Origin of the sequence: Pseudosulfitobacter pseudonitzschiae (assembly GCF_900129395.1) — a bacterium.
Taxonomy (GTDB): Bacteria; Pseudomonadota; Alphaproteobacteria; order Rhodobacterales; family Rhodobacteraceae; genus Pseudosulfitobacter; species Pseudosulfitobacter pseudonitzschiae.
In genome coordinates, this window is the sequence record NZ_FQVP01000004.1 from 404,215 (window position 1) to 427,584 (window position 23,370).

A 23,370-nucleotide genomic window follows, 5' to 3' on the forward strand; every position below is an offset into this window, starting at 1 on the left:
TTCGGTCCCTTACAGCCCGACGATGGCGGCCAGATCAGAGAGGTCCTTGATTTCTGTATATCCATAGTAGGGGTTTGCCGGTTCGTGGCCACGGTTCACCCAAACCTTGTTCTTGATGCCGAGATCATGCGCGGTCATCAAATCATAGCGAAAGCTCGACGACACGTGCAGCACGTCTTCGGGGCCGCAACCCAGCATGTCGAACATATACTCAAACGCCTGCATCTGCGGCTTGTAGGCACCGGCGCTTTCCGCCGTATAGACATGTGCGATGGGTGCGCCCAGTTTTTCGATGTTGTGCGGGATCTGGTCATTCATCGAATTGGTTAGCGCCACCATCGGGATCTTGTGCGCGACCTTGGCCAGACCGGCGGGCACATCCGGGTGCGGACCCCATGTTGGCACACGCGAGTAGATATCGGCGGCAACCGCAGGATCAAAGGCAACGCCGTTGCGTTTGCAGGTGCGTTCCAGCGCATTGTGCACGATGTCGGCATAGGGTTTCCAAGCGCCCAGCACCTCGTCCAGCCGGTAGGCCGAGAAATCAGTGATGAATTTGTCCAGCTGCTCGGGCGTCAGGGTGTCGGCATAATGCGCACGCGCGGCGCCGGCCATGTCAAAGAAAATCATGGTGCCGTGGCAGTCAAAGGTGATGAATTTGGGGCGAAAGGTCATGTCGGTCTCCGGGTTACTGTTCGCATCATGATCACCCGCAACACGCCACAGCGCTTGCCGCGTTTCGGGTTTTCAAAGCACGAAATAGCGAATGCGGCACGGCGCGCGGCATGACCTGCCGCTGGGTGCGTGTCTTTGGTCACGACAGCGGCGCGGGCGGTGGCAACTTGTCGGCAATACCGTCAAACGCACCACCCGTGCCCGTATAGAAAGACCCGCAATGCCCCATATCGTTTCCGTCCCCACCACGCCGGATTTCACCCCGCGCAAGGATGTTGCCGCCCCCGAACGCCTGATCGAAGGCGCGCCGTCCTTTCAGACCTGGGAGCTGGACACGGCACTGGCCGAGGCTGCCAAATGGGGCCAGATCAGGACCGGCGTGTGGGAAGCAACGCCCGGCACGACCATTTCGATCAAGGGCGACACCTTTGAATTTTGCCACATCCTGTCAGGCCGGGTCGAGATCATCGAAGACGGGGGCGACACGTTTCTTTTTGGGGCCGGTGACAGCTTTGTCATGAAGCCGGGCTTTGTCGGTCAGTGGAAGACCATCGAGACCGTGCGCAAGATCTATGTTATCGCCTCCTGAGCCTGCCCGATGACATTGAACCTGTCCCCCGCCGATCTGCTTGACCGTCTGGTCGGATTTCCCACTGTCGTGGGCACGCCCAACGGCGCGTTGATGGCGTTTGTCGCGGATTACCTTCGCGCGTATGACGTCCCCTTTACCTTGCTCAAGGGGCCAGAGGGCGACCGGTACAATCTGTTTGCGACGATCGGTGATGCCTCGGTGCCGGGGTATATCCTGTCAGGACATGTCGATGTCGTGCCCGCGCAAGAGCCAGAATGGCAAGCCGATCCCTTTGTGATGCGGCGTGTTGACGAACGGCTGATCGGGCGCGGGTGTTGTGACATGAAAGGATATGTCGCAGCGGCCTTGGCGGCGGTCCCTGCCTTGCAACAGATGAACCTGTCCGCACCCGTGCACATTGCCCTGTCCTATGACGAAGAGGCCGGATGCCGTGGCGTGCCGCATATGCTGGCGGCACTGCCCGATCTGTGTGCGGCCCCCTTGGGCTGTATCGTGGGTGAACCGACGGGGCTGGTGCCGGTGCTGGCGCACAAGGGCAAGGCGGCGCTGCGGTTGCTGTCCGATGGGCGCGCGGGCCACAGTTCACGCCCCGATCTGGGCGTGAATGCAATCCACGGTCTGCTGCCCGCGCTTGTGGCTGCCACGACGCAGGCCAAGGCGCTGGAGAGCGGGCCACAGGACACACGTTTTGCGCCGCCTTACTCCAGCCTGCAAATCGGTACGATCAAGGGCGGGCAGGCGATCAACATCATCCCCGAGGCCGCGCAGGCCGAGATAGAAGCGCGTGCAATCGCGGGGATCGATCCGCAGGCGTTGCTGGCGCCGGTTCTGGACGCACTGGACGAGGGCGTGCGTGGCGAATGGATGTCGACATATCCGGCGCTGGCGCTGGATGCGGATCATCCGCTTGCGAAATTGGTGGCAGACATCTCGGGGAAGACGCCCCTGGGCGCTGTCAGCTTTGGGACCGAGGCTGGCCTGTTTCAACAGGCAGGCGTGCCGTCGATCATCTGCGGCCCCGGCGACATCGCCCGTGCCCACCGCCCCGAGGAATACCTGACCCAAGACGAATTGCAGGGCGCGGTCGACATGATCCTGTCATTGGGCAACGCACTGTCCACCTGACCGCAAGGTGTGCAAGGCAGCATATCCTGCGGCGGTGCCAGCGGAATGTAATCGAAACTGCTGCCTGTCCAGTGGAACAAGACGAAACTGCCAACCGCCCGACGCTACGCTGAGCCTGAACAATACGGACCATCTTATGACCTCCACCAAACCCCTTAAAACACCGCTGTCACAGGCAAACATCACCTTTGAACCCTTCACGCAGGGCCATCTGGCCGACGGTTTGCGTATGTCGCAGGCGGTCCAATGGCCGCACCGCGCCGAGGACTGGGCGCTGTCGCTGTCAGTGTCCAATGGCGTTGTGGCTATGGCGGACGGTCAGGTTGTGGGAACGGCGCTGTGCTCCAGCTTTGGGGCGGTGGCGACGATGAACATGATCATTGTCGATGCTGACATGCGGGGCTGCGGTCTGGGCCGTGGGCTGATGGAGCGGGTCATTGCGCTTGGCGGCGCCCGCGAACTGCGGCTGGTGGCGACGGCGGATGGCTTGCCACTGTACGAAAAGCTGGGGTTTCAGGCCACGGGCCGTATCCTGCAACATCAGGGCATCGCGCGGCCGACAACGCCCGATCTGCCAGTGGCGACCGGCATGACAGACGACATCGCGCGGCTGGCCCAGATGGATACGGCGGCCTCTGGCATGTCGCGGGACGCGTTGCTTGCGACCATTGCCGCCGGGGGCGAGATCTTGACGCACCAAAACGGGTTTGCCATGCTCCGCAGCTTTGGGCGTGGCAAGGTTGTTGGCCCGATCGTGGCCAAAGATGCCGCCACCGCGCGGGCGCTGTTGACCGAAGCGGCCAACCGGTGCGCGGGCCAGTTCCTGCGTGTCGACCTTGTCGAAGAACACGGGCTTGCAGGCCATGCGCAAGACCTTGGGCTGGACCATACAGGCACCGGGATCGCCATGCGCCGGGCGCAGGCACCTCTACCGGCGCGTTCTACTGATTTCAAAACCTATGCTCTTGTGTCGCAGGCACTGGGCTGAACCTTTCGGAGACTGAAATGCTGACCAATTCCCTTGTCGAGCTGGACCGCCGGCACCTTGTTCACCCCGTATCGTCGTTCCGCGGCCACGAGGCGCGCGGCGTGCGCATCCTGAAATCTGCCAAGGGCGCGACCGTCACCGACGCCGAAGGCCGTCAGTTGATCGACGGCTTTGCGGGGCTGTGGTGCGTGAACGCAGGCTATGGCCAGGAAAGCGTGATCGAAGCCGCTGCAGAACAGATGCGTCGCCTGCCTTATGCCACCGGCTATTTCGATCTTGGCTCCGAGGCCCCGATCCGGCTGGCCGCAGAATTGGCCGAGCGCAGCCCGGGCGACCTGAACCATATTTATTTCACACTTGGCGGGTCGGACGCGGTCGACAGCACGATCCGCTTTGTCCGCTATTACTGGCACGCCAAGGGCCAGCCGCAGCGCGATCAGTTCATCTCGGTCGAGCAGGGCTATCACGGGTCCACCACGATGGGCGCGGGCCTGACGGCGCTGCCCGGCTTCCACGACGGCTTTGGCGTCCCATACGCCTGGCAGCACAAGATTTCGTCACACTACCTGTACCGCAACCCGTTGGGGGATGACCCGAAAACGGTCATCGACGCATCGGTCGCCGAGTTGCGCGCCAAGGTGGCCGCGATTGGCGAAGACAGGGTCGCCGCATTCTATGTCGAGCCGATCCAGGGCTCGGGTGGCGTTCTGGTGCCGCCAAAGGGCTGGATCAAGGCGATGCGCGATGTCTGCAAGGAGCTGGGCATCTTGTTCATTGCCGATGAAGTCATCACCGGCTTTGGCCGCACCGGCCCGATCTTTGCCAGCGCCGAAGAAGGCATCGTGCCCGACTTTATGACCTGCGCCAAGGGTCTGACCTCGGGCTATGTTCCGATGGGCGCGGTGTTCATGGCGGACCACGTCTATGACACCATTGCCGACGGGGCAGGGGCCAAGGCCGTAGGCCACGGCTTTACCTATTCCGCCCATCCGGTTTCGGCAGCCGTCGCGCTTGAGGTTCTCAGGCTCTACGAAGGCGGGTTGTTCGACAACGGTATCAAGGCCGGGGCGCGTCTGATGGCAGGGCTGGAAAGCCTGCGCGATCATCCGTTGGTGGGCGACGTGCGCGGACGCGGGTTGCTGGCGGCGGTTGAACTGGTGACCGACAAGGACAAAAAGACCCCGCTGCCCGCCGAGGTGCAGCCGGCAACGCGGTTGTTGGACCGTGCATGGGATCAGGGGCTGATCGTGCGGTCGTTTGCGCAAGGCGTCTTTGGCTATGCGCCACCGCTGTGCTGCACCGACAGCGAGATTGACGCGATTGTCGAACGCACCCGCACCGTGCTGGACCTGACGCTGGAAGATCCCGAAATTCGCGCGGTGTTGCGCTGATGGCGTTCCTGTTTCTGTCGACCCCCGAGCGGGCTGCCGTTTGGGGGCCGATGTTTGAAGACGCGGGCGAGCGGTTTATCGTCGGCGAGGACGCGGTGACCGATCCGGCGGAAATTACACATCTGATGTGTTGGCTGCCGCCAAAGGATCTGGGGCGCTATCCCAATCTGAAAGTCGTCATCGGCTCGGGGGCTGGGGTGGACCACATGCCCAAGATGCCCGAGGGCGTCACATTGGTGCGCACGCTTGCCCCGGGGATTGACGAAATGGTGCGCGATTGGGTGGTTATGGCCACGCTGATGTTGCACCGCAACATGCCGACCTATGTGCAACAGGCGCGTGCCGGACAATGGCAAAGCCACGCGGTCCCACGTGCGCGCGGCACGCGTGTCGGTATCATGGGAACGGGTCGCATCGGCGCACTGGCGGCGCGGACGCTGGCGGACATGGAGTTCGACGTGGTGGGCTGGTCACGGTCCGGCCGACCTGTCGAAGGGATTCAGGTCTTTGCCTCTGACGGGTTGGATGACTTTCTGGCGCAGGCGGACATTCTGATCTGTCTGCTGCCCCTGACCGATGAAACCCGGGGCATCTTGAATGAAACGCTGTTTGCAAAGCTGCCCCATGGCGCGCGCCTGGTCCATGCAGGGCGCGGGGCGCACCTGGATATGGATGCGCTCAAACAGGCGCTGGACGATGGCGTTCTGACCTCTGCGATGCTGGATGTGACCGCCCCTGAACCTTTGCCCGAAAACCACTGGGCATGGCGTGATCCACGCGTTTTCATCACACCGCACATCGCCGCAAATACGGACGCTGCCGAAGGCGCGCGTCATGCTCTGGCCGTGGTTCGCGCCAGCCGCGAGAACGCGGAATTGCCCGGTCAGGTTGATCAGAATCGCGGGTATTAAGTGGAAAATGGCAGATTGCGGGGAAATGCCGCTGTTTTCCCGAATACAGTAGAATCTGCCGCGCTCCTGCCCACATTCGGCGTTTTGCGGAACCTGTTTCAGGGAAACCTGAGGGGAGAAACCGCAAGAGCCGGTTCCCCGGCATCACTCACGAACCTTGCGAAAATCCGTTTTTGCGCACCGAGGATATAAGAGATGACGACGACAACCGAAGTGAAACCCCTGACAGAATTCGGTTACGTCAGCTTTGATGTGGTCGGCACCTTGATCGACTTTGAAGCCGCGATCAAAAGTGGCCTTGCCGACATCGCAGCGAAAGAGGGCATCGACCTGAATGGCGAGGCTGCGCTGGCCGTGTATCGCGATGCGCGTTACGAACCTGACGCGGGCCTGTTCCCGGATGATCTGGGCCGTTGCTATGGGCGCATTGCCGAGGCGTTCGGCCTGCCCGACACCCCGGAATATCGCCAGTACATGATCGACACCGTTGGCGAGGCCGAACCCTTTGCCGACAGCGTCGAGGCGATGGCGCGGCTCAAGACGCGTTACAAGCTGATTGCGATGACGAACGCACGGCGCTGGGCGTTTGACAAATATTCCGCGAAACTGGGCAATCCGTTCTGGGCCGCTTTCACCACCGACGACACTGGCACGGAAAAGCCTGACCGCGTCTTTTTCCAAAAGGTGTTCGCCCACGTGGAGCGCGATGGCGGTTCCAAGGACGACATCCTGCACACCGCGCAAAGCCAGTACCACGACATCGGAATCTCGCGGGCGCTGGGCATGACCAACGCCTGGATTCAGCGGCGCCATGCGCAGGACGGATACGGCGGCACCATCGCGCCCAGTGAGTTCACCGAACCGGATTACCATTTTCACGCGTTGATCGAACTGGCCCAGGCGGCCGACGATGCCTTTGGCGCGTGATCTCAGCGGCCTGAAGCGACAGCAAGATCGCCAGGGTTTAACTTTCACAACAACAGGGAAACGAGAAATGACAAATACGCCCACAAACTGGACCAGCCGCGATGATGCAGCGGTTGAACACATGATCCGCCGCGGCGCATCGCGTCGCGAGTTGCTGAAAATGCTTATGGCATCGGGTGTGGCCGTGGCCGCCGGGGGCACGCTTTTGTCCCATGCGACAGCCGCTGTTGCCGCGACGCCCACAACGGGCGGCACGCTGAAAGCCGCAGGTTGGTCGTCGTCCACCGCCGACACGCTGGACCCGGCCAAGGCGACACTGTCCACCGACTATGTCCGCTGCTGTGCCTACTACAACCGCCTGACTTTCCTGGACGGTGCCGGCACGGCGCAGATGGAGCTGGCCGACAGCATCGAATCCGACGATGCGCAAACCTGGAACATCAAGCTGAAGTCCGGCGTACAGTTCCACGACGGCAAGACACTGACCGCGGACGATGTCGTGTACTCGATGAACCGTCACCTCGACCCGGCCGTGGGGTCCAAAGCCAACTCGTTGGCCAAACAGATGGCCGAGATCATCAAGGTGGACGACCTGACCGTCAAGATCGTCCTGGCGGAGCCGAACGCCGACCTTCCCACCATCCTGTCGCTGCACCACTTCATGATTGTCGCGGACGGCACCACCGATTTCTCCACCGCCAACGGGACCGGCGCTTTCAAGAGCGAAGTGTTTGAACCCGGCGTGCGGTCGATCGGCGTGCGCAACGACAACTACTTCAAGTCACAAGGACCCTATCTGGACAGCTTCGAGTTCTTCGCGATCCCCGACAACAACGCACGCGTCAACGCCTTGCTCTCGGGCGACATCCAGATTGCGGCGGCGGTGAACCCCCGTTCGTTGCGGATGGTGGAAGGGAATGACGCGGTGCGCACCAGCATCTCGACCGCTGGCAACTATACCAACCTCAACATCCGGCTCGACGTTGCACCGGGCGAGCAGATGGATTTCGTCGAAGGGATGAAATCGCTGATCAACCGTGAAGCGATCCAGAAATCGGTTCTGCGCGGGCTGGCGGATATTGGCAACGACCAACCCGTTTCTTCTGCCAACCGCTACCACAACCCCAACCTTGCACCGCGTGACTTTGATCCCGAAAAGGCCAAGTTCCACTTTGAAAAAGCGGGCCTTCTGGGGGTCGAGATTCCGATGGTTGCCTCCGATGCGGCCGGGTCGTCCGTCGACATGGCAACAGTGGTCCAGCAGGCAGGCGCGGAAATCGGCATGAACCTGACGGTCGACCGTGTGCCATCCGATGGCTACTGGTCGAACTACTGGCTGAAATCGCCGGTTCACTTCGGCAACATCAACCCGCGTCCGACGCCGGATATTCTGTTCTCGCTGCTGTACTCCTCCGAGGCGCCCTGGAACGAAAGCCAGTACAAGTCCGAGAAGTTCGACAAGATGATGGTCGAAGCACGTGGCGCGCTGGACGAGGAAAAGCGGACGGCGATGTATTGGGAAATGCAGGAAATGGTGGCCAACGAAGCAGGCACGATCATTCCCGCCTATATCTCCAACGTCGACGCCGTGACCTCCAAGCTGGGCGGCCTCGAGGCCAACCCGCTGGGCGGCATGATGGGTTATGCCTTTGCCGAATATGTCTGGCTGGACGCATGATCTCTTAGGGCTGTAAACTGGGGGCGCGCGGACACTGCGCGGCCCTTCAGACGTTTTTCAACCGAAACGAGGTGCCTTTTGACCCGATCATTCCTGCCATACATTCTCGTTGCGCAAAGGCTGGGCATCGCATTTGTGACGTTGATCATCGTGTCCTTCGCGGTGTTTTTCGCAACGGCGATGCTGCCCGGTGACGTGGCAGAAATCCTGCTGGGCCAGGCCGCGACGCCCGAAGCTGTCGCCGGTCTGCGCGAGGCGATGGGGCTGGATGAGCCGGCGCTGTCGCGTTTCGTGCATTGGCTTCTGGGGTTGGCCCAAGGCGACATGGGCACGTCCTATGTCAACAATATCGAAGTCGCCGAACTGATCGGCGGGCGTCTTCTGAACTCGCTGCGTCTGGCCGCTGTCGTGACGCTGGTGTCGGTGCCGGTCGCGCTGACGCTGGGGATCTGTGCGGCCATGTGGCGCGGTTCGATCTTTGATCGTCTGGTGTCCTTGCTGACGATCTTTGTCGTGTCGGTGCCTGAATTCATGGTCGCCACATTGGCCGTGCTGGTCTTTGCCGTCTGGCTCGGGTGGCTGCCCGCGCTCAGCTATGGCGTCGAACTTGACAGTTGGTCGGCCATGCTTCGGGCCTATGCCATGCCGGTGATCTCCTTGTCGCTGGTCGTGTCTGCGCAGATGATCCGCATGAGCCGCGCCGCGGTGATCGAAACCATCAACACGCCTTACGTGGAAATGGCGCTGCTCAAGGGGGCGTCGCTGTCGCGCATGGTGCTGCGCCATGCGCTGCCCAATGCGTTGGGGCCCATTGCCAACGCGGTCGCGCTGTCGCTGAGCTATCTGGTGGGCGGGGTCATCATCGTCGAGACGATTTTCAACTATCCGGGTGTTGCCAAGCTGATGGTCGATGCGGTGTCCACCCGCGACCTGCCGCTGATCCAGTCCTGTGCCATGATCTTTTGCGTCAGCTACCTGTCGCTGATCACCCTGGCGGATCTGATTGCAATCCTGTCTAACCCGAGGCTTCGTTGATCATGGCCGATACCGTGTCTCACACCTTGTCCGAAGATAAGGCTCCCGAGGGTCCCAAGTTCGTTTTCAACTGGGTTGGACGTATCGGTCTGGCGGTTATCGTCTTTTGGGCCATCGTCGCCATCGCCGGGCCGTTCCTGGCACCGCATCCCCCGGGCGAGATTGTGGATTGGGACTATTTCGGTCCGGTCACGTCGGAATTCTGGATGGGCACCGATTATCTGGGGCGCGATATCTTTTCGCGCATCATCATGGGCGCGCGCTATACCGTGGGCATCGCCCTGGCTGCCGTGACGCTGGCCTGCACCATCGGTGTCCTGCTGGGCATGATTGCGGCCGTGGCCGGAGGCTGGTTCGACATGATCCTGTCGCGCCTGCTGGATGCGTTCAACGGTATTCCGTCGCTGCTGTTCGGACTGGTGGTCGTGGCGGCCGTCGGCTCGTCCATTCCGATCCTGATCATGACCCTGACGGCGATCTACATGCCGGGGTCCTACCGCTTTGCGCGGGCGCTGGCGGTGAACATCAACACCATGGATTTCGTGACCGTGGCGCGGGCGCGCGGCGAGGCGACGCCCTATCTTATCCTGCGCGAGATATTTCCGAACATCCTGGGGCCGGTTCTGGCCGATCTTGGCCTGCGTTTTGTCTTTATCGTGCTGGTGTTGTCGGGCCTGTCGTTTCTGGGCCTTGGCGTGCAGCCGCCGAATGCAGACTGGGGCGCGCTGGTGCGCGAGAATATCGAAGGGCTCAGCCTGGGCGCGCCCGCGGTCGTATTCCCGTCGATTGCCATCGCGTCGCTGACCATCTCGGTGAACATGTTCATCGACAACCTGCCGACCCTTATCCGCGACAGGAGCGAATGATGTCCCAGACAAACCACGACACACCGCTTGTCAGCGTCCGCGATCTGAAGATCGGCGCGGTCACCGATGCCAAGCGCAAGGTCGAGATCATCAAGGGCGTCGATTTCGACATCGCGCCCGGGGAGATTCTGGCGCTGATCGGGGAATCCGGTTCGGGCAAGACGACGATTGCCCTTTCGCTGATGGGGCACACGCGGCCCGGCTGTTCCATCAACGGCGGGCGCATCCGCGTGGGCAACAACAATGTCACCGCGATGACCACCCGCCAGCGTGCGGCGATGCGCGGGACCGAAGTGTCCTATGTGCCGCAGTCGGCAGCGGCGGCATTCAACCCGTCACAGCGGATCATGGATCAAGTGATCGAGATTTCGACGATTCACAACCTGATGCCAAAGGCAGAAGCCCGCGCCAAGGCGGTGGAACTGTTCCGTGCGCTGGCCCTGCCCAACCCCGACACAATTGGCGACCGTTACCCGCATCAGGTGTCCGGTGGCCAGCTTCAGCGCCTGTCGGCGGCCATGGCACTGATCGGTGATCCGCGTCTGGTGATCTTTGACGAACCGACAACGGCGCTGGACGTGACCACCCAGATCGAGGTGCTGCGCGCCTTCAAATCGGCGATGGCCGCAGGAGGCTGTGCCGGTGTCTACGTCAGTCACGACCTGGCGGTTGTGGCGCAGATTGCCGACCGTATCGTCGTGTTGCGCGGCGGCGAGGTGCAAGAGGTCGGCACGTCCGAGCAGATTCTGAACGCGCCGCAAAACGCCTATACCAAAGAGCTTTTGGCCGCCTTTGAACCCGCAGGTCGCACGCCGCAACCGGTGCAGGCATCGGACAGGAAAAAACCGATACTCGAAGTCACCAACCTGCACGCAGGCTATGGACCCATCCGGAACGGTGCGCCGGTGGCCAAGATTCTGAAGGATGTGAATTTCCAGCTGGAACCGGGCCGCAATCTTGGTGTGATCGGCGAATCCGGCTCTGGCAAATCGACATTGGCCCGCGCAATTGCAGGCATCCTGCCACCCTACAGGGGCAGCGTCCTGGTGGACGGACGGGAGTTGAAACCCGATCTTGCAAGCCGCTCCAAGGAAGACCTGCGCCGTACCCAGATCGTTTTCCAGTTGGCGGATACCGCGCTGAACCCCGGACATTCCATCGCCAATATCATTGGCCGCCCGCTGACGTTCTACAAGGGTCTGCGCGGCAAGGCGCGTGACGCGCGGGTGATCGAACTGCTGGACATGGTCCACCTTCCTGCCAACATGCGTCACCGCCTGCCCAGCGAATTGTCCGGCGGGCAAAAACAGCGGGTGAACCTGGCGCGTGCGCTCGCGGCCGAACCCGAACTGATCCTCTGTGACGAAATCACGTCGGCGCTGGATACGGTTGTCGCGGCAGCCATCCTTGAACTGCTCAAGGAACTGCAAAGCGAGCTGGGCCTCAGCTACATGTTCATCAGCCATGACCTGTCCACCGTCGAGGCGATTTGCGACGATGTTCTGGTGATGCACAAGGGCGTGGTCGTCGAAGCACTGCCCGCCAGCAAGATGTCAGAATGCGCCACACATCCCTATTCGCGGTTGCTGATCTCTTCGATCCCCAAGCTCGACACCGGCTGGCTGGCGTCGCTGGAGCAAGACCCGGACCTGATCGCGCAATTTTCTGACCGCTGATGCGGTCAGATCCGGTCTTCGAACAGATCCGTCAGGGGCAGTTGCGCTTTGACAAAGGGCGTCTTCATCACGACAAAGCTGAAATATTTGTCTATCCCGATGCTGCGGTCGATCAAGGCTTCGATCACGTTCTGATAGTCGGCGATAGAGGATGTGACAAATTTCGCCAGATAATCATAACCACCTGATACCAGATGACATTCGACGCAGGACGGGACTTTTTCCAAAGCTTCCTGGAAACGGGCAAAGTCGATCTGGCGGTGGTTGGCCAGGGTGAATTCCGTAAACACCGTCAGCGTATCGCCCAGCTTTGCCACGTCGATCTGCGCAGAGTATCCGACGATGTACCCGGCCTTTTGCAGTTTTTTGACGCGCATCAGGCAGGGCGACGGCGACAGGCTGACCAGATCGGCCAGTTCGACATTTGTGATACGTCCATTGCGCTGAAGTTCGGTCAGAATCTTCAGGTCGATCCGGTCCAGCTTATAACGGGTTGTCATCTGCTATCCTTCGGAGGCTGCGCGCCATGTATCCCCTTGTGAACGGCAGCCACCCTTTATAGTCAACCGCATTCGACATGAAATGCTGTTTGCAAGGCGACATCCGGCACAAGTGGTTGAACAGGGTGGCGTAGGTTTTGGCAACAAATCGGAGAACTTCATGCCCGCGCCTTTGATGCACATAGAAACACACGAAACTTTGCCCGAACATGCCGATTGTGTGGTGATCGGTGCCGGTATTGTGGGGGTCAGTGCCGCCTATTGGCTGTCGCGCGCCGGACTGCGTGTGGTGTTGCTGGAAAAGGGGCGCGTCGGGGCCGAACAATCCAGCCGCAACTGGGGCTGGTGCCGTCAGCAGAACCGCGACGCGCGGGAACTGCCGTTGTCGACCAAAAGCCTCGCGCTGTGGGAGGAAATGGCCGAAGACATCGGTGCCGATCTGGGCTTTCGGCGCTGTGGTTTGCTGTATCTGTCCAATGACCAGTCCGAACTGGATGGCTGGGCCAACTGGGGACGCTTCGCGCGCGGCGAAGGTGTCGACACGCGTATGCTGGACAGCACGCAGGCGACGGCGCGCGGAGCCGCGACCGGCCAGTCGTGGCTTGGCGGTGTCTGGTCCCCGACGGACGGCATTGCCGACCCGTCCCGCGCCGCACCTCTGATCGCCCAAGGGGCCATCAAACACGGTGCCACGGTGGTTCAGAACTGCGCCGCGCGCGGGATTGAAACCAGTGCGGGCGCGGTGTCCGGGGTTGTGACCGAACGTGGCACGATCAAGACATCGAATGTGGTTTTGTCGGGCGGCGCATGGGCGGGCAGCTTCCTGCACCAGTCGGGTATTTTCTTCCCTCAGGCGTCTGTCCGCAGCTCGATCCTCTCGCTGAACCCGGTGCCCGGCGATTTGCCTGATGCGCTGCACACAGCGGCGGCCTCGGTCACGCGCCGACGTGACGGCGGCTATACGGTGGCCGTGTCGGGCCGCAGCCATTTCGATCCGACGCTGCGGATGATCGCGTGCGCCAGGCATTTCCTGCCGATGTTCGCCAAACGCTGGAAGTCCCTGTCGCCCGGTGGCCTGCAGGCCTGGAAGGCAGCATTCGAGACCCGCGCGATCTGGGCGCTGGATCAGCAGACCCCGATGGAACGCACCCGTATTCTGGACCCCCGCCCGTCCAGGGCGCATGTGGACGACGCATTGCGCCGCGCCCGTGCCTTGTTGCCCGCGTTGAAGGATATCGAAATGCGGCAAAGCTGGGCGGGTTACATCGACAGTACGCCCGACGGTGTGCCAGTGATCGACTCCGACATCGGCGTGCCGGGGCTGACGCTGGCGGCTGGCCTTTCGGGTCATGGCTTTGGCATCGGCCCGGGCGTGGGGCATCTGGTGGCTGACCTGGTGCTGAACCGCGACCCGATCACCGAAACCCTGCAGTACAAGCTGAACCGCTTCGACAAATCGCAATGGGGCAAGGTGTCGAAATTCTGACATCATGCCGCAAACCGCTTGATGTCAAAGGGCGCCAGCGGCGTATCGCAGGTGCCGGTCGCGATCAGCTCGGCCATCGCATCGCCAACACCGGGGCCCAGCTGAAACCCGTGGCCGCAAAAGCCGAAGGCATGGAACAGTCCCGGCGTCGTGCCCGATGCGCCCATGATCGGCAGGTCATCCGCGACATACCCTTCACAGCCCGACCATTGCCGGATCACGGCCACATCCCTCAGGGCAGGAACCAGGCGGACAACCGTTTTCAGTTGCTGCGCCAGCAGGCGCGGGTCTGCCTTGGCATGGCCCGTCAGCGGATCGACTGGTGTGCGGGTCACACCGCCGCCAAAGACGACATTGCCCCGTTCGACCTGACGCAAGTAGGCTCCTATGTCCTGCGACCACATTCCCACAACCGGCAGGATACGGTGTGGCAGCGGTTCGGTCACACCCATTTGCGGGCCGTGCATGGTCAACGGCACGTCTTCGCCGAACTGCGCGGCAATCGCCTTGCCCCATGCGCCGGCACAGTTCAGCAAAATCGCGCTTTCCAATCCACCCCGACTGGTTTGCACGGAAAAACCGGTATCTGTCCTGGCGATTGCCTGCACCTTGGTGTGCGGCAGAATATGCGCCCCCAGCCGGGCCGCCGCATCGGCAAAGGCGGGTGCAACAAGTCGCGGGTTGGCCGATCCGTCCTGCGGCGAGAACGACGCGCCAATGGCCTGCGCGCCCAAACCCGGAAACCGGCGGCGCAGTTCGGTGGCGTCCAGCTCTTCCAGCGTCAGGCCCCAGGGCGCGGCAGCATCCGCAAAACGGCGCATGTCGGCGTGGCTTTGTGCATCAAAGATCAGGCGCACATGGCCGGTGGCGCGAAACTCGACATCGCGGCCCAGCAATGTTTCGGTTTGTGCCCACAGCGCCCGCGACCGGTGGGCCAGGGGCAGTTGCGGCAGAAAACGCCCCGTGCGCCGGATGTTGCCAAAGGACGCCGTGGTGGCCCCCGCGCCGATGGCGTTGGGGTCTACCAGCGTGACAGCGATCCCCCGGCGGGCCAGGAAAAACGCGGCACTTGTGCCCATCAGCCCGCCGCCCAAAACGATCACATCCACGGCTTGCCCCTTTTCGTGACTTGGTTCCAGCATCAGAGCGCACAGGGTGGCCCTGCGTCAAAGACCGGATATGATATGACTCATAAGCCGAACTTATGGGGGTTCCATGCGCGCACGACAGCTTGAAGTGTTCACCGCCGTGATGCGGGTGGGAACGGTCACCGGGGCCGCGCAGTCGCTGAACATCTCACAGCCGGCGCTCAGCCAGATCTTGTTGCATTGCGAGGACGAACTGGGGTTCAAACTGTTCGACCGCGAAAAGGGTCGGCTGCGGCCCACCGCCGAGGCGCTGGAAATCCACGCCGAGGCCGAACGGCTGTTTGCGGGTCTCGAAGGGTTGCGGCGCAAGACACAGGATTTGCGGCTGGGGCAGGCGGGATTGGTGCGGGTCGCAGCATCGGTGCCGCCCGCGATGTCGCTTTTGCCCGACATTCTGGCCCGTTACCGTGCCGGATATCCCGATGTTCTGCTGCGCAGCCACGTCGCCCCCATCGCGTCCCTGATCGCGCTGCTGCGGGCCGGCGATGCGGCGATGGCCATGGCGATGGACGACCAGATGACCCCCGACATCATGGTCGAACGTCTGGGTGTCACCACCTTTTGCTGTCTGCTGCCCAATGATCATCCGCTGGCGGCGCAAGACACCGTATCCTTTGCCGACCTGCAAACAGAAACGGTTATCTCCTATCGCAGCCCGACCCGCCCACGGGTCGAACTGGATAAGGCCGCACGGGCGCAGGGACATGACTTTTCCGCCCAGCTTGAGATCGAGGTATCGATTTCGGCGGTGGGCTTTGTTCAGGCCGGTTTGGGCGTTGCCGTTGTCGATGCGCTGATGCCCTGGCTCCAGTTCCAGGGCGTCACAACCCGCCCGCTGCAAGACAGCCCAAAGCTGCCTTTGTCCTTGCTGACGTTGACCGGCAAAACCCTGTCGCGCGCCGAAGCGGGAATGCGCGACGAGATCCGCAAGCTTTGCGCAGAACGGCTGCCCTCGCGGCCATAAGTCCGACTTATGGACCGCCCCCGCATGGGTCTTGGACCCCTGCCGCACTTTCTGATGGTTTGAGCACGAACGCATCGCACCTGACGAAAGGACGTTATCATGGATGGCGCATCACAGCCCAAACCCGATTGGAAGATCGGGGTCGATATTGGCGGCACCTTCATGGACTTCTGTGCGCTTGAAACCGTGTCAGGCCGCGTTGCGTCACTCAAGGTGCTGACGACGCCCGACGATCCGGGGGCCGAGCTGTTGGACGGCCTGTGCCTGCTGGCCGAACGCGAAGGGCTGGACCCGGCATATGTCACCCGGTTCGTGCACGGCACCACGGTCGGGATCAACACGATCATCCAGCGCAAGGGGGCCAAACTGGCGCTGATCACCAACGCCGGTTTCGAAGACGTGATCGAACTGGCGCGCTTGCGGATGCCGGATATGTATTCGCTGTTCTGCCACCGGCCCGATCCCCTGATCGCCCGCGACATGGTGTTCGGCGTGCCGGTGCGGATGCGCGCCGATGGGTCCGAAGCACTGGCGCCCGATACCGCCTCGGTCGCTGCCGCAGCCAGACAGGCGCAAGCTGCCGGTGCAGAAGGTGTGATCGTGGCCCTTTTGCACAGTTGGCGCGACACTTCCCAAGAGGCATCGGTCAAGGCAATGATCGAAGCCGCCACGCCCGGAATGTTCGTTTTCACCTCGTCCGAGGTCTGGCCGGTGATCCGCGAATATGAACGCACCTCGACCGCGATCCTGAACGGATATGTGCACCCGCGCGTTGCGGGGTATCTGACCGCGCTGGAAAGCCGTCTGGACGCCCAGGGCGTTCCGGCCAAGGCTATGCTGACCCGGTCAAACGGCGGGTTGATGAGCGCGGGGCAGGGGCGGCGCGACTGTGTGTCGATGTTGCTGTCCGGCACCGCCTCGGGTGTTATCGGCGCGTCGTGGCTGGCGCGCCAGGCGGGCGAAGCGCGGGTGCTGACGCTGGACATTGGCGGCACCTCGGCGGACTTTGCGCTGATCGTGGACGGCGAAGTGCAATATGGCACGGATGAACAGGTCGGAGAATTTCCGCTGCACATCCCGTCGGTTTCCGTCAGCTCGATCGGCATCGGCGGCGGGTCGATTGCCACGCTGGGCGCACTTGGCGTGTTGCGCGTCGGCCCTGAATCCGCAGGATCAAACCCCGGTCCGGCCTGCTATGGCCGTGGCGGCACCGATGCAACGGTGACCGATGCGCTGGCGGTGTGCGGCTGGCTGGGGCATTCGGAAATGGCCTATGGCCAGTTGCGCATGAACGTCGATCTGGCGCGTCAGGCCGTGGGTGTGCTGGCCGACCAATTGGGCCGCAGCATCGAGGAAACGGCACAGGCGATCATCGACATCGCCGTGTCCGAAATGTTCGTCGAGGTGGAAAAACTGTGCTCGCGCGCGGGTGTCGACCTGCGCGACTTCGCCCTGATGCCCTTTGGCGGCGGCGGCCCGATGCTGGGCGCGTTTCTGGCACAGGAACTGGGTATGTCCCGCGTGATCGCGCCACGTCGCCCCGGTGTGGTGTCGGCGCTGGGGGGGCTTGTGTCCGACCTGCGTGGCGACTTCATCCGGACCGTTTATGCCCCGCTTGAGGACGCGACGCTGCCGCAGCTTGAACAGGACTTTGCCGCGCTGGCGGACGAAGGCCGCGCATGGCTGGACACGCAAGGTTTTGACGGCACCGCCGATCTGCGATTGTCCGCAGACATGCGCTACGCAGGCCAAAGTTTCGAGATCGAAGTGGCGCTGTCACCCGACTGGCTGAACGCGGTCGATCAGATCGCGGCGGCCTTTCACGAAACTCACAAACGCATCTACGACTTTGAAGACCCCGACGGAAAGATCGAGCTGGTCAACCTGCGCCTTTCCGCGCTCGGCGGCGCGCCAAAGCCCACGTTCCCGGTGTCGCAAGCCACGCAAGAGCAGGCCACGGCGGACCGTCATGTGCCGGTCTGGATCAACGGCTGGTGTGATGTGCCAATCTATGATCGCGCCCAACTGGGCGGCGGTGCGGTGTTCGACGGCCCCGCGATTGTGGCCCAAGAGGACACGACCTTTGCCGTGCCGCCGGGCGCAAGCGCACATGTCGATGCCCATCTGAACATCCATCTTAGCCTCGTGGAGCAATCCAATGTCTGATAAAATGACCCTTCAGGTGCTGGCCAACCACGCGCGCGCCGCTGCCGAAAACATGGCGCACACCCTGCACCGCACCGCGCATTCCGCCTTTGTCAAGGAAACCCAGGACTTTACCGTTCTTCTGATGGACAGGATCGGTGACACCTTTGCCGTTCCGATGGATCTGGGGGCGACGTGGTATCCCGGCCTGTCGCACGGACCGGCCATTGAAATGGTGGATGACTACCGCCCCGGCGACGTGGCCTTTACCAATGATCCCTATTCCGGCCATGTGGCCACGCACACACCGGACACACACCTGTGGCGTCCGATCTTTGACGGCGACGACATCGTGGCCTTTGCGGGCGGGCACATCCACAACACCGACATGGGCGGTGCGGTGCCTGCATCGCTGTCCCGCTCGCTGACCGAAATTCATCAGGAAGGCATCCGCTTTCCCCCGATGAAGCTGGTGAACGAGGGGGTCTTTGACCCGCAAATCCTGCGGATCATGGAAACCAACGTGCGCAAGCCCGCGCTGAACATCGGCGACATCAAGGCACTGGCCGGCGCGCTCAGCACCGGCGAACGCAAGGTGCAGGCGATGATCTCGCGCTTTGGCAAGACCGGCTTTTTGCAAGGCGTCAGCGCGCTGATGGATCAGTCCGAGGCGCAGGCGCGTGACATTCTGCGGGCGATCCCCGACGGTGAATACGTCTTTGCCGACTACGCCGACGAAGACAGCGACGAAGCGAACCCCTGCCGCCTGAAGCTGACCTTGCGGATCACCGGCGACAGCGCCGTGCTGGACTTTACCGGATCGGACCCGCAACTGGCGTCGTCGCTGAACGTGCCCTCGGGCGGCAATCCGCGCCACACCATCCTGTTGGTGGGGGTCTACTATGTCCTTTACACGCTGAACCCGCGCATGTTGCTGAACACGGGCATGACGCGGCCCTTCACCTGCATTGCGCCCGAAGGCACGGTCTTGAACCCGGTTGAACCGGCGGCCGTGGGGATGCGGTCGCTGACCTGCGCGCGCCTGCGGTCTGTGATCTTTGGTGCGTTCAGTCAGGCCATTCCCGACCGGATGCCTGCAGCGCCTGCCGGCAACAACTGTATCGTCAACGTGATGACCCGCGACGAGCGCACGCAGAAGACGGTGATTGCCGCCGTCAATCCTGTCGTCGGCGGCGGCGGCGGGATGCCGCATCGCGATGGGTCGAACGGGTCGGGTGCGGATGCCGCGTACCTGAAAAACACACCCATCGAGATCACCGAGACCGAAGTGCCGGTGGAGTTCGTGAAATACGGACTGGCCCAGGACAGCGGCGGGGCGGGATACTGGCGCGGGGGGTTGGCGACCGAAATGGCGTTCCGGGTCTTTTCCCCCGACACACGCATCACCGCGCGCAACCGCGACCGGTCGTTCTTTCGCCCCTGGGGTACTCTGGGCGGCCATGCCGCAGGCCTGTCCGATATGATGATCAACCCCGGCACGCCTCAGGCGCGGCCTTTGGGCAATGTCGACACCGCAATTCTGGAACCGGGCGACGTGCTTGAAATCCGCTCGGCCGGTGGTGGCGGGCGCGGTGATCCGCTGCAACGGCCTGCGGAACGGGTCGCGCGGGATGTCCTGGGCGGTTATGTCTCGGTCGATGCTGCCCGCCATGAATATGGCGTGGTCATCACCGACGGCGTGGTGGACGAGGACGCAACCACCGCACTGCGCGCCTCCATGACGCCCCACACCCAGCACTTTCATTTTGGCCCCGAACGCGATGGCTACGAGGCACAGTGGACCGATACGGCCTATGACCTGCTGACGCAAATTTTGGCGGACCTGCCGATCCACTGGCGGTTCTTCACCAAGACCGAGATTTTCCGCCGCATGAAAGGCCGCAAAGGGCCCGAAGGTGTCACCGCAGCCTTTGCTGAGGTCTGCGAACGGTTCCCCGCGCTGCCCCATGCAGCGCCCCGCAAAGAGGCCGCAGAATGACAGGACGGCTTGTCCGGCTGGCCGAGGCATCGCGCCCGAAGGTGTCGTTCACCTTTGACGGCGCGGTGCTGACAGGGCTGGAAGGAGACAGCGTGCTGACCGCGATCCTGATGTCGCGCGGTGCCCTGCGACAGGCCGAGTTCGGCCCCGAACAGCGGTCCGGCTTTTGTCTGATGGGGGCCTGTCAGGACTGCTGGATCTGGCAGTCAGACGGCGCACGCTTGCGGGCATGTTCGACCCAGCTGCAAGCAGGAATGCGTCTGCAATCCGCCGCGCCGGATAAGTGGCCTGTCGGGGACGACGCGCCATGACCCGCGTCTTGATTGTCGGCGCAGGCCCCGCAGGCATCCGCGCGGCGCAGCGGCTGGTGACGGCAGGCCTGCATCCCGTCGTCGTGGACGAGGGGGCGCGGGCCGGTGGCCAGATCTATCGCCGCCCGCCCGAGGGGTTCACACGGCCGCCGCAGACCCTGTACGGGTCAGAGGCGGACAAGGCCCTGGAATTGCACCGTTGTTTCGACAGAATGCTGGACGCGGGCCAGTTGACCTATCACCCGCGCAGTTCTGTTTTGGCCCTTGGCGCGCAGGGCGCGCAGGTGCTTGGGCCGGATGGCGTGGATACCCTTGCTTATGACAAGCTGATCCTTGCAACCGGCGCCACCGACCGGCTGGCGCCCGTGCCCGGCTGGCAAAGCGCCGGCGTCTATTCACTGGGCGCCACGCAGATCGCGCTGAAATCGCAGGGCGTGGCGCTGGGGCGGCGGATGGTTCTGGCCGGATCAGGCCCATTGCTGACGCTGGTCGCGTCACAACTGCGCAAGGCGGGTGCGCAGGTCGTGGCGGTTCTGGACACCGCACCGCTGACCACACAGGCGGCAGGCGCATTTGGCATGGCGCTGGCGCGTCCGCGTGTCACCCTGCGCGGTGCCGCACTGCGCGCGGGGCTGGGGCGCAGCTATCACGCAGGCGTCACGCTGACGCGGATCGCGATGAACAGCACAGGGCCTGTGGCGATCCACTGGCAGGATGCGCGGGGGCGTGACCACATGACGCCCTGCGATATGGTGGGCTTAGGCTGGCACCTTAGAGCCGAAACACACCTCGCCGATCTTGCAGGTGTTTCAATGGCTTGGGATAAGGTGTTTCACCAATGGCTGCCGCTGACCGACGCCATGGGCCGTGCCGCTGCGGGCGTGTATCTGGCAGGTGACGGGATGCGGATACTGGGGGCAGACGGCGCAGAACTGGCCGGAAAAATCGCAGCCAGCGCCTGTTTGCAGGATCTCGGGGTGCCTGCCCCCGATACAGAGCGCGATCTGAAGGAACTGCGCCGTATGCAACGCTTTGCCAGCGCCATGCAGCGGGCGTTTCCGTGGCCTGCGCAGATGGTCCGCGATCTGCCCGCCGACACGGTCTTGTGCCGGTGCGAAGCCATCAGCGTGGGCGACCTGCGCACAACCCTGTCCCTGTCCGGCCCCGAAGCGAACCGTGCGAAATCACTGTCGCGCGTCGGCATGGGGCGGTGCCAGGGGCGCTATTGCCAGCTTGCAGGTGCCGAGGTTCTGGCCGCCGAAGCTGGTGTTCCGGTCGACAAGATCGGACGGCTGCGCAGCCAGCCACCCGTGCGTCCGGCGCCGATCAGCGCCTATCTGGACAAGGGGCCAGATGCGCGCGCGAAATAATCTGCTGTCGCCGACAGTCTGATGGCGGATGATGCCGGGCAACCGGCTCTTTCGGCACCTGTTTGTACATATTCCCGGCAAATATGTACGTAATTCATGAAAGACGAGGTGTCCGATGTCCTGTGCCTATGACCCCAGCGGTCTGACCCTTCCCAATGCGCATTTTATTGGCGGGGAATATGTTGGCGGACCCGCGGCGTTGAACGTCGTGTCGCCATCGACCGGGGCAATCATCGGGGAAATCCCCTGCGCAGATGTGGAAGTTGTCGACCGAGCCGTTCAAGCCGCCCGCACTGCGCTGGCCGCGTCGAACTGGGGCGGGATGCAGCCCCGTGATCGGACCCGCGCCCTGTGCGCCTGGGCCGACCTGATGGAGGCCGAAGCCGAAACGCTTGCAGCGCTCGAAGCCATCTGTTCGTCGCGCCCTTACGCGCATGTGCGGACAGGTGACATCGTGGTGACGGCGGAACAAATCCGCTTTTTTGCCGAACTCGCGGACAAGGAATGCGGCGCGCTGGCGCCGGTGTCGGACAGCCACTTTGGTTATATCGCGGATGAACCTTACGGCGTGATCGGTGCCATTACGCCGTGGAACTTCCCGATCTCGATGGCCGGTTGGAAGCTGGGACCGGCCCTGGCCGCAGGCAACGCCGTGGTGTTGAAGCCGTCCGAGATGACGCCCTATTCCACCCTCTACATGGCCGAACTGGCCATACGTGCGGGCATCCCCGCGGGCATTTTCAACGTGGTGCTGGGCGATGGTCCGACCACGGGGGCCGCAATCACCGGACACGCGGGCATCGACAAGGTGTCGTTCACCGGATCGACCCGCGCGGGTGGGGCCATCATGGAAAACATCGCGCGCACCGGCATCAAGCCGATGACGCTGGAGCTGGGTGGCAAAAGTCCGATGGTGGTCTTTGCCGACGCCGATCTGGATCTGGCGGCGGATTGTCTGGACCGCGGGATCATGTCCAACGCGGGCCAGGCCTGTGTGTCCGGCTCGCGGATGATCGTGGCGCACGAGGTGGCCGACGCACTGGCGGCCAAGCTGACCCAGCGTTTCGCGCGCTACCGTCCCGCCAACACCTTTGCCTCCGAACCGGGATTTTCGCCGATCATTTCAGAAACGCAACTGGGCCGGATCGACAGCATCGTGCAGGCAGCGGCGTCCCAAGGGGCCGAGATGCTGTGCGGCGCTGCGCGATTTGACCACGAAGGCAGCTATTACCAGCCTACGTTGATCACCGGCGTGGATGACACCAACCCAGCGGTGCGTGACGAAATCTTTGGCCCCGTGGCGACGTTCCAGACCTTTGGATCGGAAGACGAGGCCATGGCTCTGGCCCGTCACGCCACCTATGGCCTGTGCGCAGGCCTATTCACACGCGACCTCAGCCGTGCGATGCGGCTGACACGCAAGCTTGAGGCGGGGACGGTCTGGGTAAACCGCTATGGCCGCTCGCGCGATCACATATTGCCTACGACCGGCTGGAAATCCAGCGGGCTGGGCCACGATCTGGGCCGCGAGGCCTATCACGCCAACCGACGCAAGAAATCGGTGCTGATCGACCTGTAATCCC

The 23,370-nt window shown here is 62.7% G+C and carries 20 protein-coding genes; 17 read left to right on the forward strand and 3 right to left on the reverse strand.

Annotated features, from left to right (window positions below; all coding sequences use genetic code 11):
* Nucleotides 1-9: 9 nt before the first annotated feature.
* Nucleotides 10-675: a haloacid dehalogenase type II gene (locus BUC08_RS13725; protein WP_037923034.1), complete on the reverse strand. Its 666-nt coding sequence runs from the start codon at nucleotides 673-675 to the stop codon at nucleotides 10-12.
* A gap of 220 nt (nucleotides 676-895) precedes the next feature.
* On the opposite strand from BUC08_RS13725, the gene BUC08_RS13730 reads away from it, so the two are divergent.
* From BUC08_RS13730 to BUC08_RS13775, 10 genes are all read left to right on the forward strand, one after another.
* Entirely contained in the window at nucleotides 896-1,264 is a 369-nt protein-coding gene (locus tag BUC08_RS13730) for a cupin domain-containing protein (RefSeq protein ID WP_037923035.1), read from the forward strand.
* 9 nt (nucleotides 1,265-1,273) lie between these two features.
* Complete coding sequence (gene argE / locus BUC08_RS13735) at nucleotides 1,274-2,392, forward strand: acetylornithine deacetylase (protein ID WP_224769709.1); 1,119 nt, start codon at nucleotides 1,274-1,276, stop codon at nucleotides 2,390-2,392.
* 136 nt (nucleotides 2,393-2,528) lie between these two features.
* Entirely contained in the window at nucleotides 2,529-3,380 is an 852-nt protein-coding gene (locus BUC08_RS13740) for a GNAT family N-acetyltransferase (RefSeq protein WP_081855322.1), read from the forward strand.
* A gap of 17 nt (nucleotides 3,381-3,397) precedes the next feature.
* Complete coding sequence (locus BUC08_RS13745) at nucleotides 3,398-4,771, forward strand: aspartate aminotransferase family protein (protein WP_037923039.1); 1,374 nt, start codon at nucleotides 3,398-3,400, stop codon at nucleotides 4,769-4,771.
* Nucleotides 4,771-5,682, forward strand: coding sequence for a 2-hydroxyacid dehydrogenase (locus tag BUC08_RS13750; protein ID WP_037923041.1), 912 nt, complete (start codon nucleotides 4,771-4,773; stop codon nucleotides 5,680-5,682). The genes BUC08_RS13745 and BUC08_RS13750 overlap by 1 nt, the downstream gene beginning before the upstream one ends.
* Nucleotides 5,683-5,877: 195 nt before the next feature.
* Nucleotides 5,878-6,609 (forward strand): HAD-IA family hydrolase, encoded by a 732-nt coding sequence (locus tag BUC08_RS13755; protein WP_037923044.1) that lies wholly within the window; start codon nucleotides 5,878-5,880, stop codon nucleotides 6,607-6,609.
* Between the two features lie 67 nt (nucleotides 6,610-6,676).
* On the forward strand, nucleotides 6,677-8,287 hold the full coding sequence (locus tag BUC08_RS13760) for an ABC transporter substrate-binding protein (protein WP_037923047.1): 1,611 nt from the start codon (nucleotides 6,677-6,679) through the stop codon (nucleotides 8,285-8,287).
* Between the two features lie 78 nt (nucleotides 8,288-8,365).
* On the forward strand, nucleotides 8,366-9,322 hold the full coding sequence (locus BUC08_RS13765; RefSeq protein ID WP_081855323.1) for an ABC transporter permease: 957 nt from the start codon (nucleotides 8,366-8,368) through the stop codon (nucleotides 9,320-9,322).
* Between the two features lie 2 nt (nucleotides 9,323-9,324).
* A complete protein-coding gene (locus tag BUC08_RS13770) occupies nucleotides 9,325-10,188 on the forward strand; it encodes an ABC transporter permease (RefSeq protein ID WP_037923049.1) in 864 nt (287 codons plus the stop codon).
* Nucleotides 10,188-11,864, forward strand: coding sequence for an ABC transporter ATP-binding protein (locus tag BUC08_RS13775; protein ID WP_200796209.1), 1,677 nt, complete (start codon nucleotides 10,188-10,190; stop codon nucleotides 11,862-11,864). Before BUC08_RS13770 ends, BUC08_RS13775 begins: the two co-directional genes overlap by 1 nt.
* A 5-nt stretch (nucleotides 11,865-11,869) precedes the next feature.
* Here the strand turns inward: BUC08_RS13775 and BUC08_RS13780 are convergent, their stop codons facing one another.
* Complete coding sequence (locus BUC08_RS13780) at nucleotides 11,870-12,364, reverse strand: Lrp/AsnC family transcriptional regulator (protein ID WP_037923053.1); 495 nt, start codon at nucleotides 12,362-12,364, stop codon at nucleotides 11,870-11,872.
* A 160-nt stretch (nucleotides 12,365-12,524) separates the two neighbouring features.
* Between BUC08_RS13780 and BUC08_RS13785 the strand changes: the two genes are divergently transcribed.
* Nucleotides 12,525-13,850, forward strand: coding sequence for an NAD(P)/FAD-dependent oxidoreductase (locus BUC08_RS13785; protein WP_037923486.1), 1,326 nt, complete (start codon nucleotides 12,525-12,527; stop codon nucleotides 13,848-13,850).
* Between the two features lie 2 nt (nucleotides 13,851-13,852).
* On the opposite strand, the gene BUC08_RS13790 is transcribed toward BUC08_RS13785, so the two are convergent.
* Nucleotides 13,853-14,992: an NAD(P)/FAD-dependent oxidoreductase gene (locus BUC08_RS13790; protein ID WP_224769708.1), complete on the reverse strand. Its 1,140-nt coding sequence runs from the start codon at nucleotides 14,990-14,992 to the stop codon at nucleotides 13,853-13,855.
* Nucleotides 14,993-15,065: 73 nt separating this feature from the next.
* Here BUC08_RS13790 and BUC08_RS13795 point away from each other — a divergent pair, with 73 nt between their 5' ends.
* The 6 genes from BUC08_RS13795 to BUC08_RS13820 all read left to right on the forward strand — a co-directional run bounded on the left by BUC08_RS13795 (nucleotide 15,066) and on the right by BUC08_RS13820 (nucleotide 23,366).
* Nucleotides 15,066-15,962, forward strand: a complete 897-nt coding sequence (locus BUC08_RS13795) for a LysR family transcriptional regulator (RefSeq protein ID WP_037923055.1) — start codon at nucleotides 15,066-15,068, stop codon at nucleotides 15,960-15,962.
* A gap of 99 nt (nucleotides 15,963-16,061) precedes the next feature.
* The gene (locus BUC08_RS13800) at nucleotides 16,062-18,128 is read left to right on the forward strand and encodes a hydantoinase/oxoprolinase family protein (protein WP_037923057.1); all 2,067 of its coding nucleotides are present in this window, start codon (nucleotides 16,062-16,064) and stop codon (nucleotides 18,126-18,128) included.
* Nucleotides 18,121-20,106 carry a hydantoinase B/oxoprolinase family protein gene (locus BUC08_RS13805; protein WP_037923059.1) on the forward strand — a complete coding sequence of 662 codons (1,986 nt, stop codon included), beginning with the start codon at nucleotides 18,121-18,123 and terminating at the stop codon, nucleotides 20,104-20,106. The genes BUC08_RS13800 and BUC08_RS13805 overlap by 8 nt, the downstream gene beginning before the upstream one ends.
* Nucleotides 20,103-20,417, forward strand: a complete 315-nt coding sequence (locus BUC08_RS13810; protein WP_037923063.1) for a (2Fe-2S)-binding protein — start codon at nucleotides 20,103-20,105, stop codon at nucleotides 20,415-20,417. The genes BUC08_RS13805 and BUC08_RS13810 overlap by 4 nt, the downstream gene beginning before the upstream one ends.
* A complete protein-coding gene (locus BUC08_RS13815) occupies nucleotides 20,414-21,787 on the forward strand; it encodes an FAD/NAD(P)-dependent oxidoreductase (protein WP_037923065.1) in 1,374 nt (457 codons plus the stop codon). The genes BUC08_RS13810 and BUC08_RS13815 overlap by 4 nt, the downstream gene beginning before the upstream one ends.
* 115 nt (nucleotides 21,788-21,902) lie before the next feature.
* Entirely contained in the window at nucleotides 21,903-23,366 is a 1,464-nt protein-coding gene (locus BUC08_RS13820) for an aldehyde dehydrogenase family protein (protein WP_037923067.1), read from the forward strand.
* Nucleotides 23,367-23,370: the final 4 nt, after the last annotated feature.

Excerpts from the sequence above, each read along its gene's own strand:
- BUC08_RS13725 (WP_037923034.1), bottom strand. The coding sequence starts at position 675 with ATGACCTTTCGCCCCAAATTCATCACCTTTGACTGCCACGGCACCATG.
- BUC08_RS13730 (WP_037923035.1), top strand. The coding sequence starts at position 896 with ATGCCCCATATCGTTTCCGTCCCCACCACGCCGGATTTCACCCCGCGC.
- argE (WP_224769709.1), top strand. The coding sequence starts at position 1,274 with ATGACATTGAACCTGTCCCCCGCCGATCTGCTTGACCGTCTGGTCGGA.
- BUC08_RS13740 (WP_081855322.1), top strand. The coding sequence starts at position 2,529 with ATGACCTCCACCAAACCCCTTAAAACACCGCTGTCACAGGCAAACATC.
- BUC08_RS13745 (WP_037923039.1), top strand. The coding sequence starts at position 3,398 with ATGCTGACCAATTCCCTTGTCGAGCTGGACCGCCGGCACCTTGTTCAC.
- BUC08_RS13750 (WP_037923041.1), top strand. The coding sequence starts at position 4,771 with ATGGCGTTCCTGTTTCTGTCGACCCCCGAGCGGGCTGCCGTTTGGGGG.
- BUC08_RS13755 (WP_037923044.1), top strand. The coding sequence starts at position 5,878 with ATGACGACGACAACCGAAGTGAAACCCCTGACAGAATTCGGTTACGTC.
- BUC08_RS13760 (WP_037923047.1), top strand. The coding sequence starts at position 6,677 with ATGACAAATACGCCCACAAACTGGACCAGCCGCGATGATGCAGCGGTT.
- BUC08_RS13770 (WP_037923049.1), top strand. The coding sequence starts at position 9,325 with ATGGCCGATACCGTGTCTCACACCTTGTCCGAAGATAAGGCTCCCGAG.
- BUC08_RS13775 (WP_200796209.1), top strand. The coding sequence starts at position 10,188 with ATGTCCCAGACAAACCACGACACACCGCTTGTCAGCGTCCGCGATCTG.
- BUC08_RS13780 (WP_037923053.1), bottom strand. The coding sequence starts at position 12,364 with ATGACAACCCGTTATAAGCTGGACCGGATCGACCTGAAGATTCTGACC.
- BUC08_RS13785 (WP_037923486.1), top strand. The coding sequence starts at position 12,525 with ATGCCCGCGCCTTTGATGCACATAGAAACACACGAAACTTTGCCCGAA.
- BUC08_RS13790 (WP_224769708.1), bottom strand. The coding sequence starts at position 14,992 with ATGCTGGAACCAAGTCACGAAAAGGGGCAAGCCGTGGATGTGATCGTT.
- BUC08_RS13795 (WP_037923055.1), top strand. The coding sequence starts at position 15,066 with ATGCGCGCACGACAGCTTGAAGTGTTCACCGCCGTGATGCGGGTGGGA.
- BUC08_RS13800 (WP_037923057.1), top strand. The coding sequence starts at position 16,062 with ATGGATGGCGCATCACAGCCCAAACCCGATTGGAAGATCGGGGTCGAT.
- BUC08_RS13805 (WP_037923059.1), top strand. The coding sequence starts at position 18,121 with ATGTCTGATAAAATGACCCTTCAGGTGCTGGCCAACCACGCGCGCGCC.
- BUC08_RS13810 (WP_037923063.1), top strand. The coding sequence starts at position 20,103 with ATGACAGGACGGCTTGTCCGGCTGGCCGAGGCATCGCGCCCGAAGGTG.
- BUC08_RS13815 (WP_037923065.1), top strand. The coding sequence starts at position 20,414 with ATGACCCGCGTCTTGATTGTCGGCGCAGGCCCCGCAGGCATCCGCGCG.
- BUC08_RS13820 (WP_037923067.1), top strand. The coding sequence starts at position 21,903 with ATGTCCTGTGCCTATGACCCCAGCGGTCTGACCCTTCCCAATGCGCAT.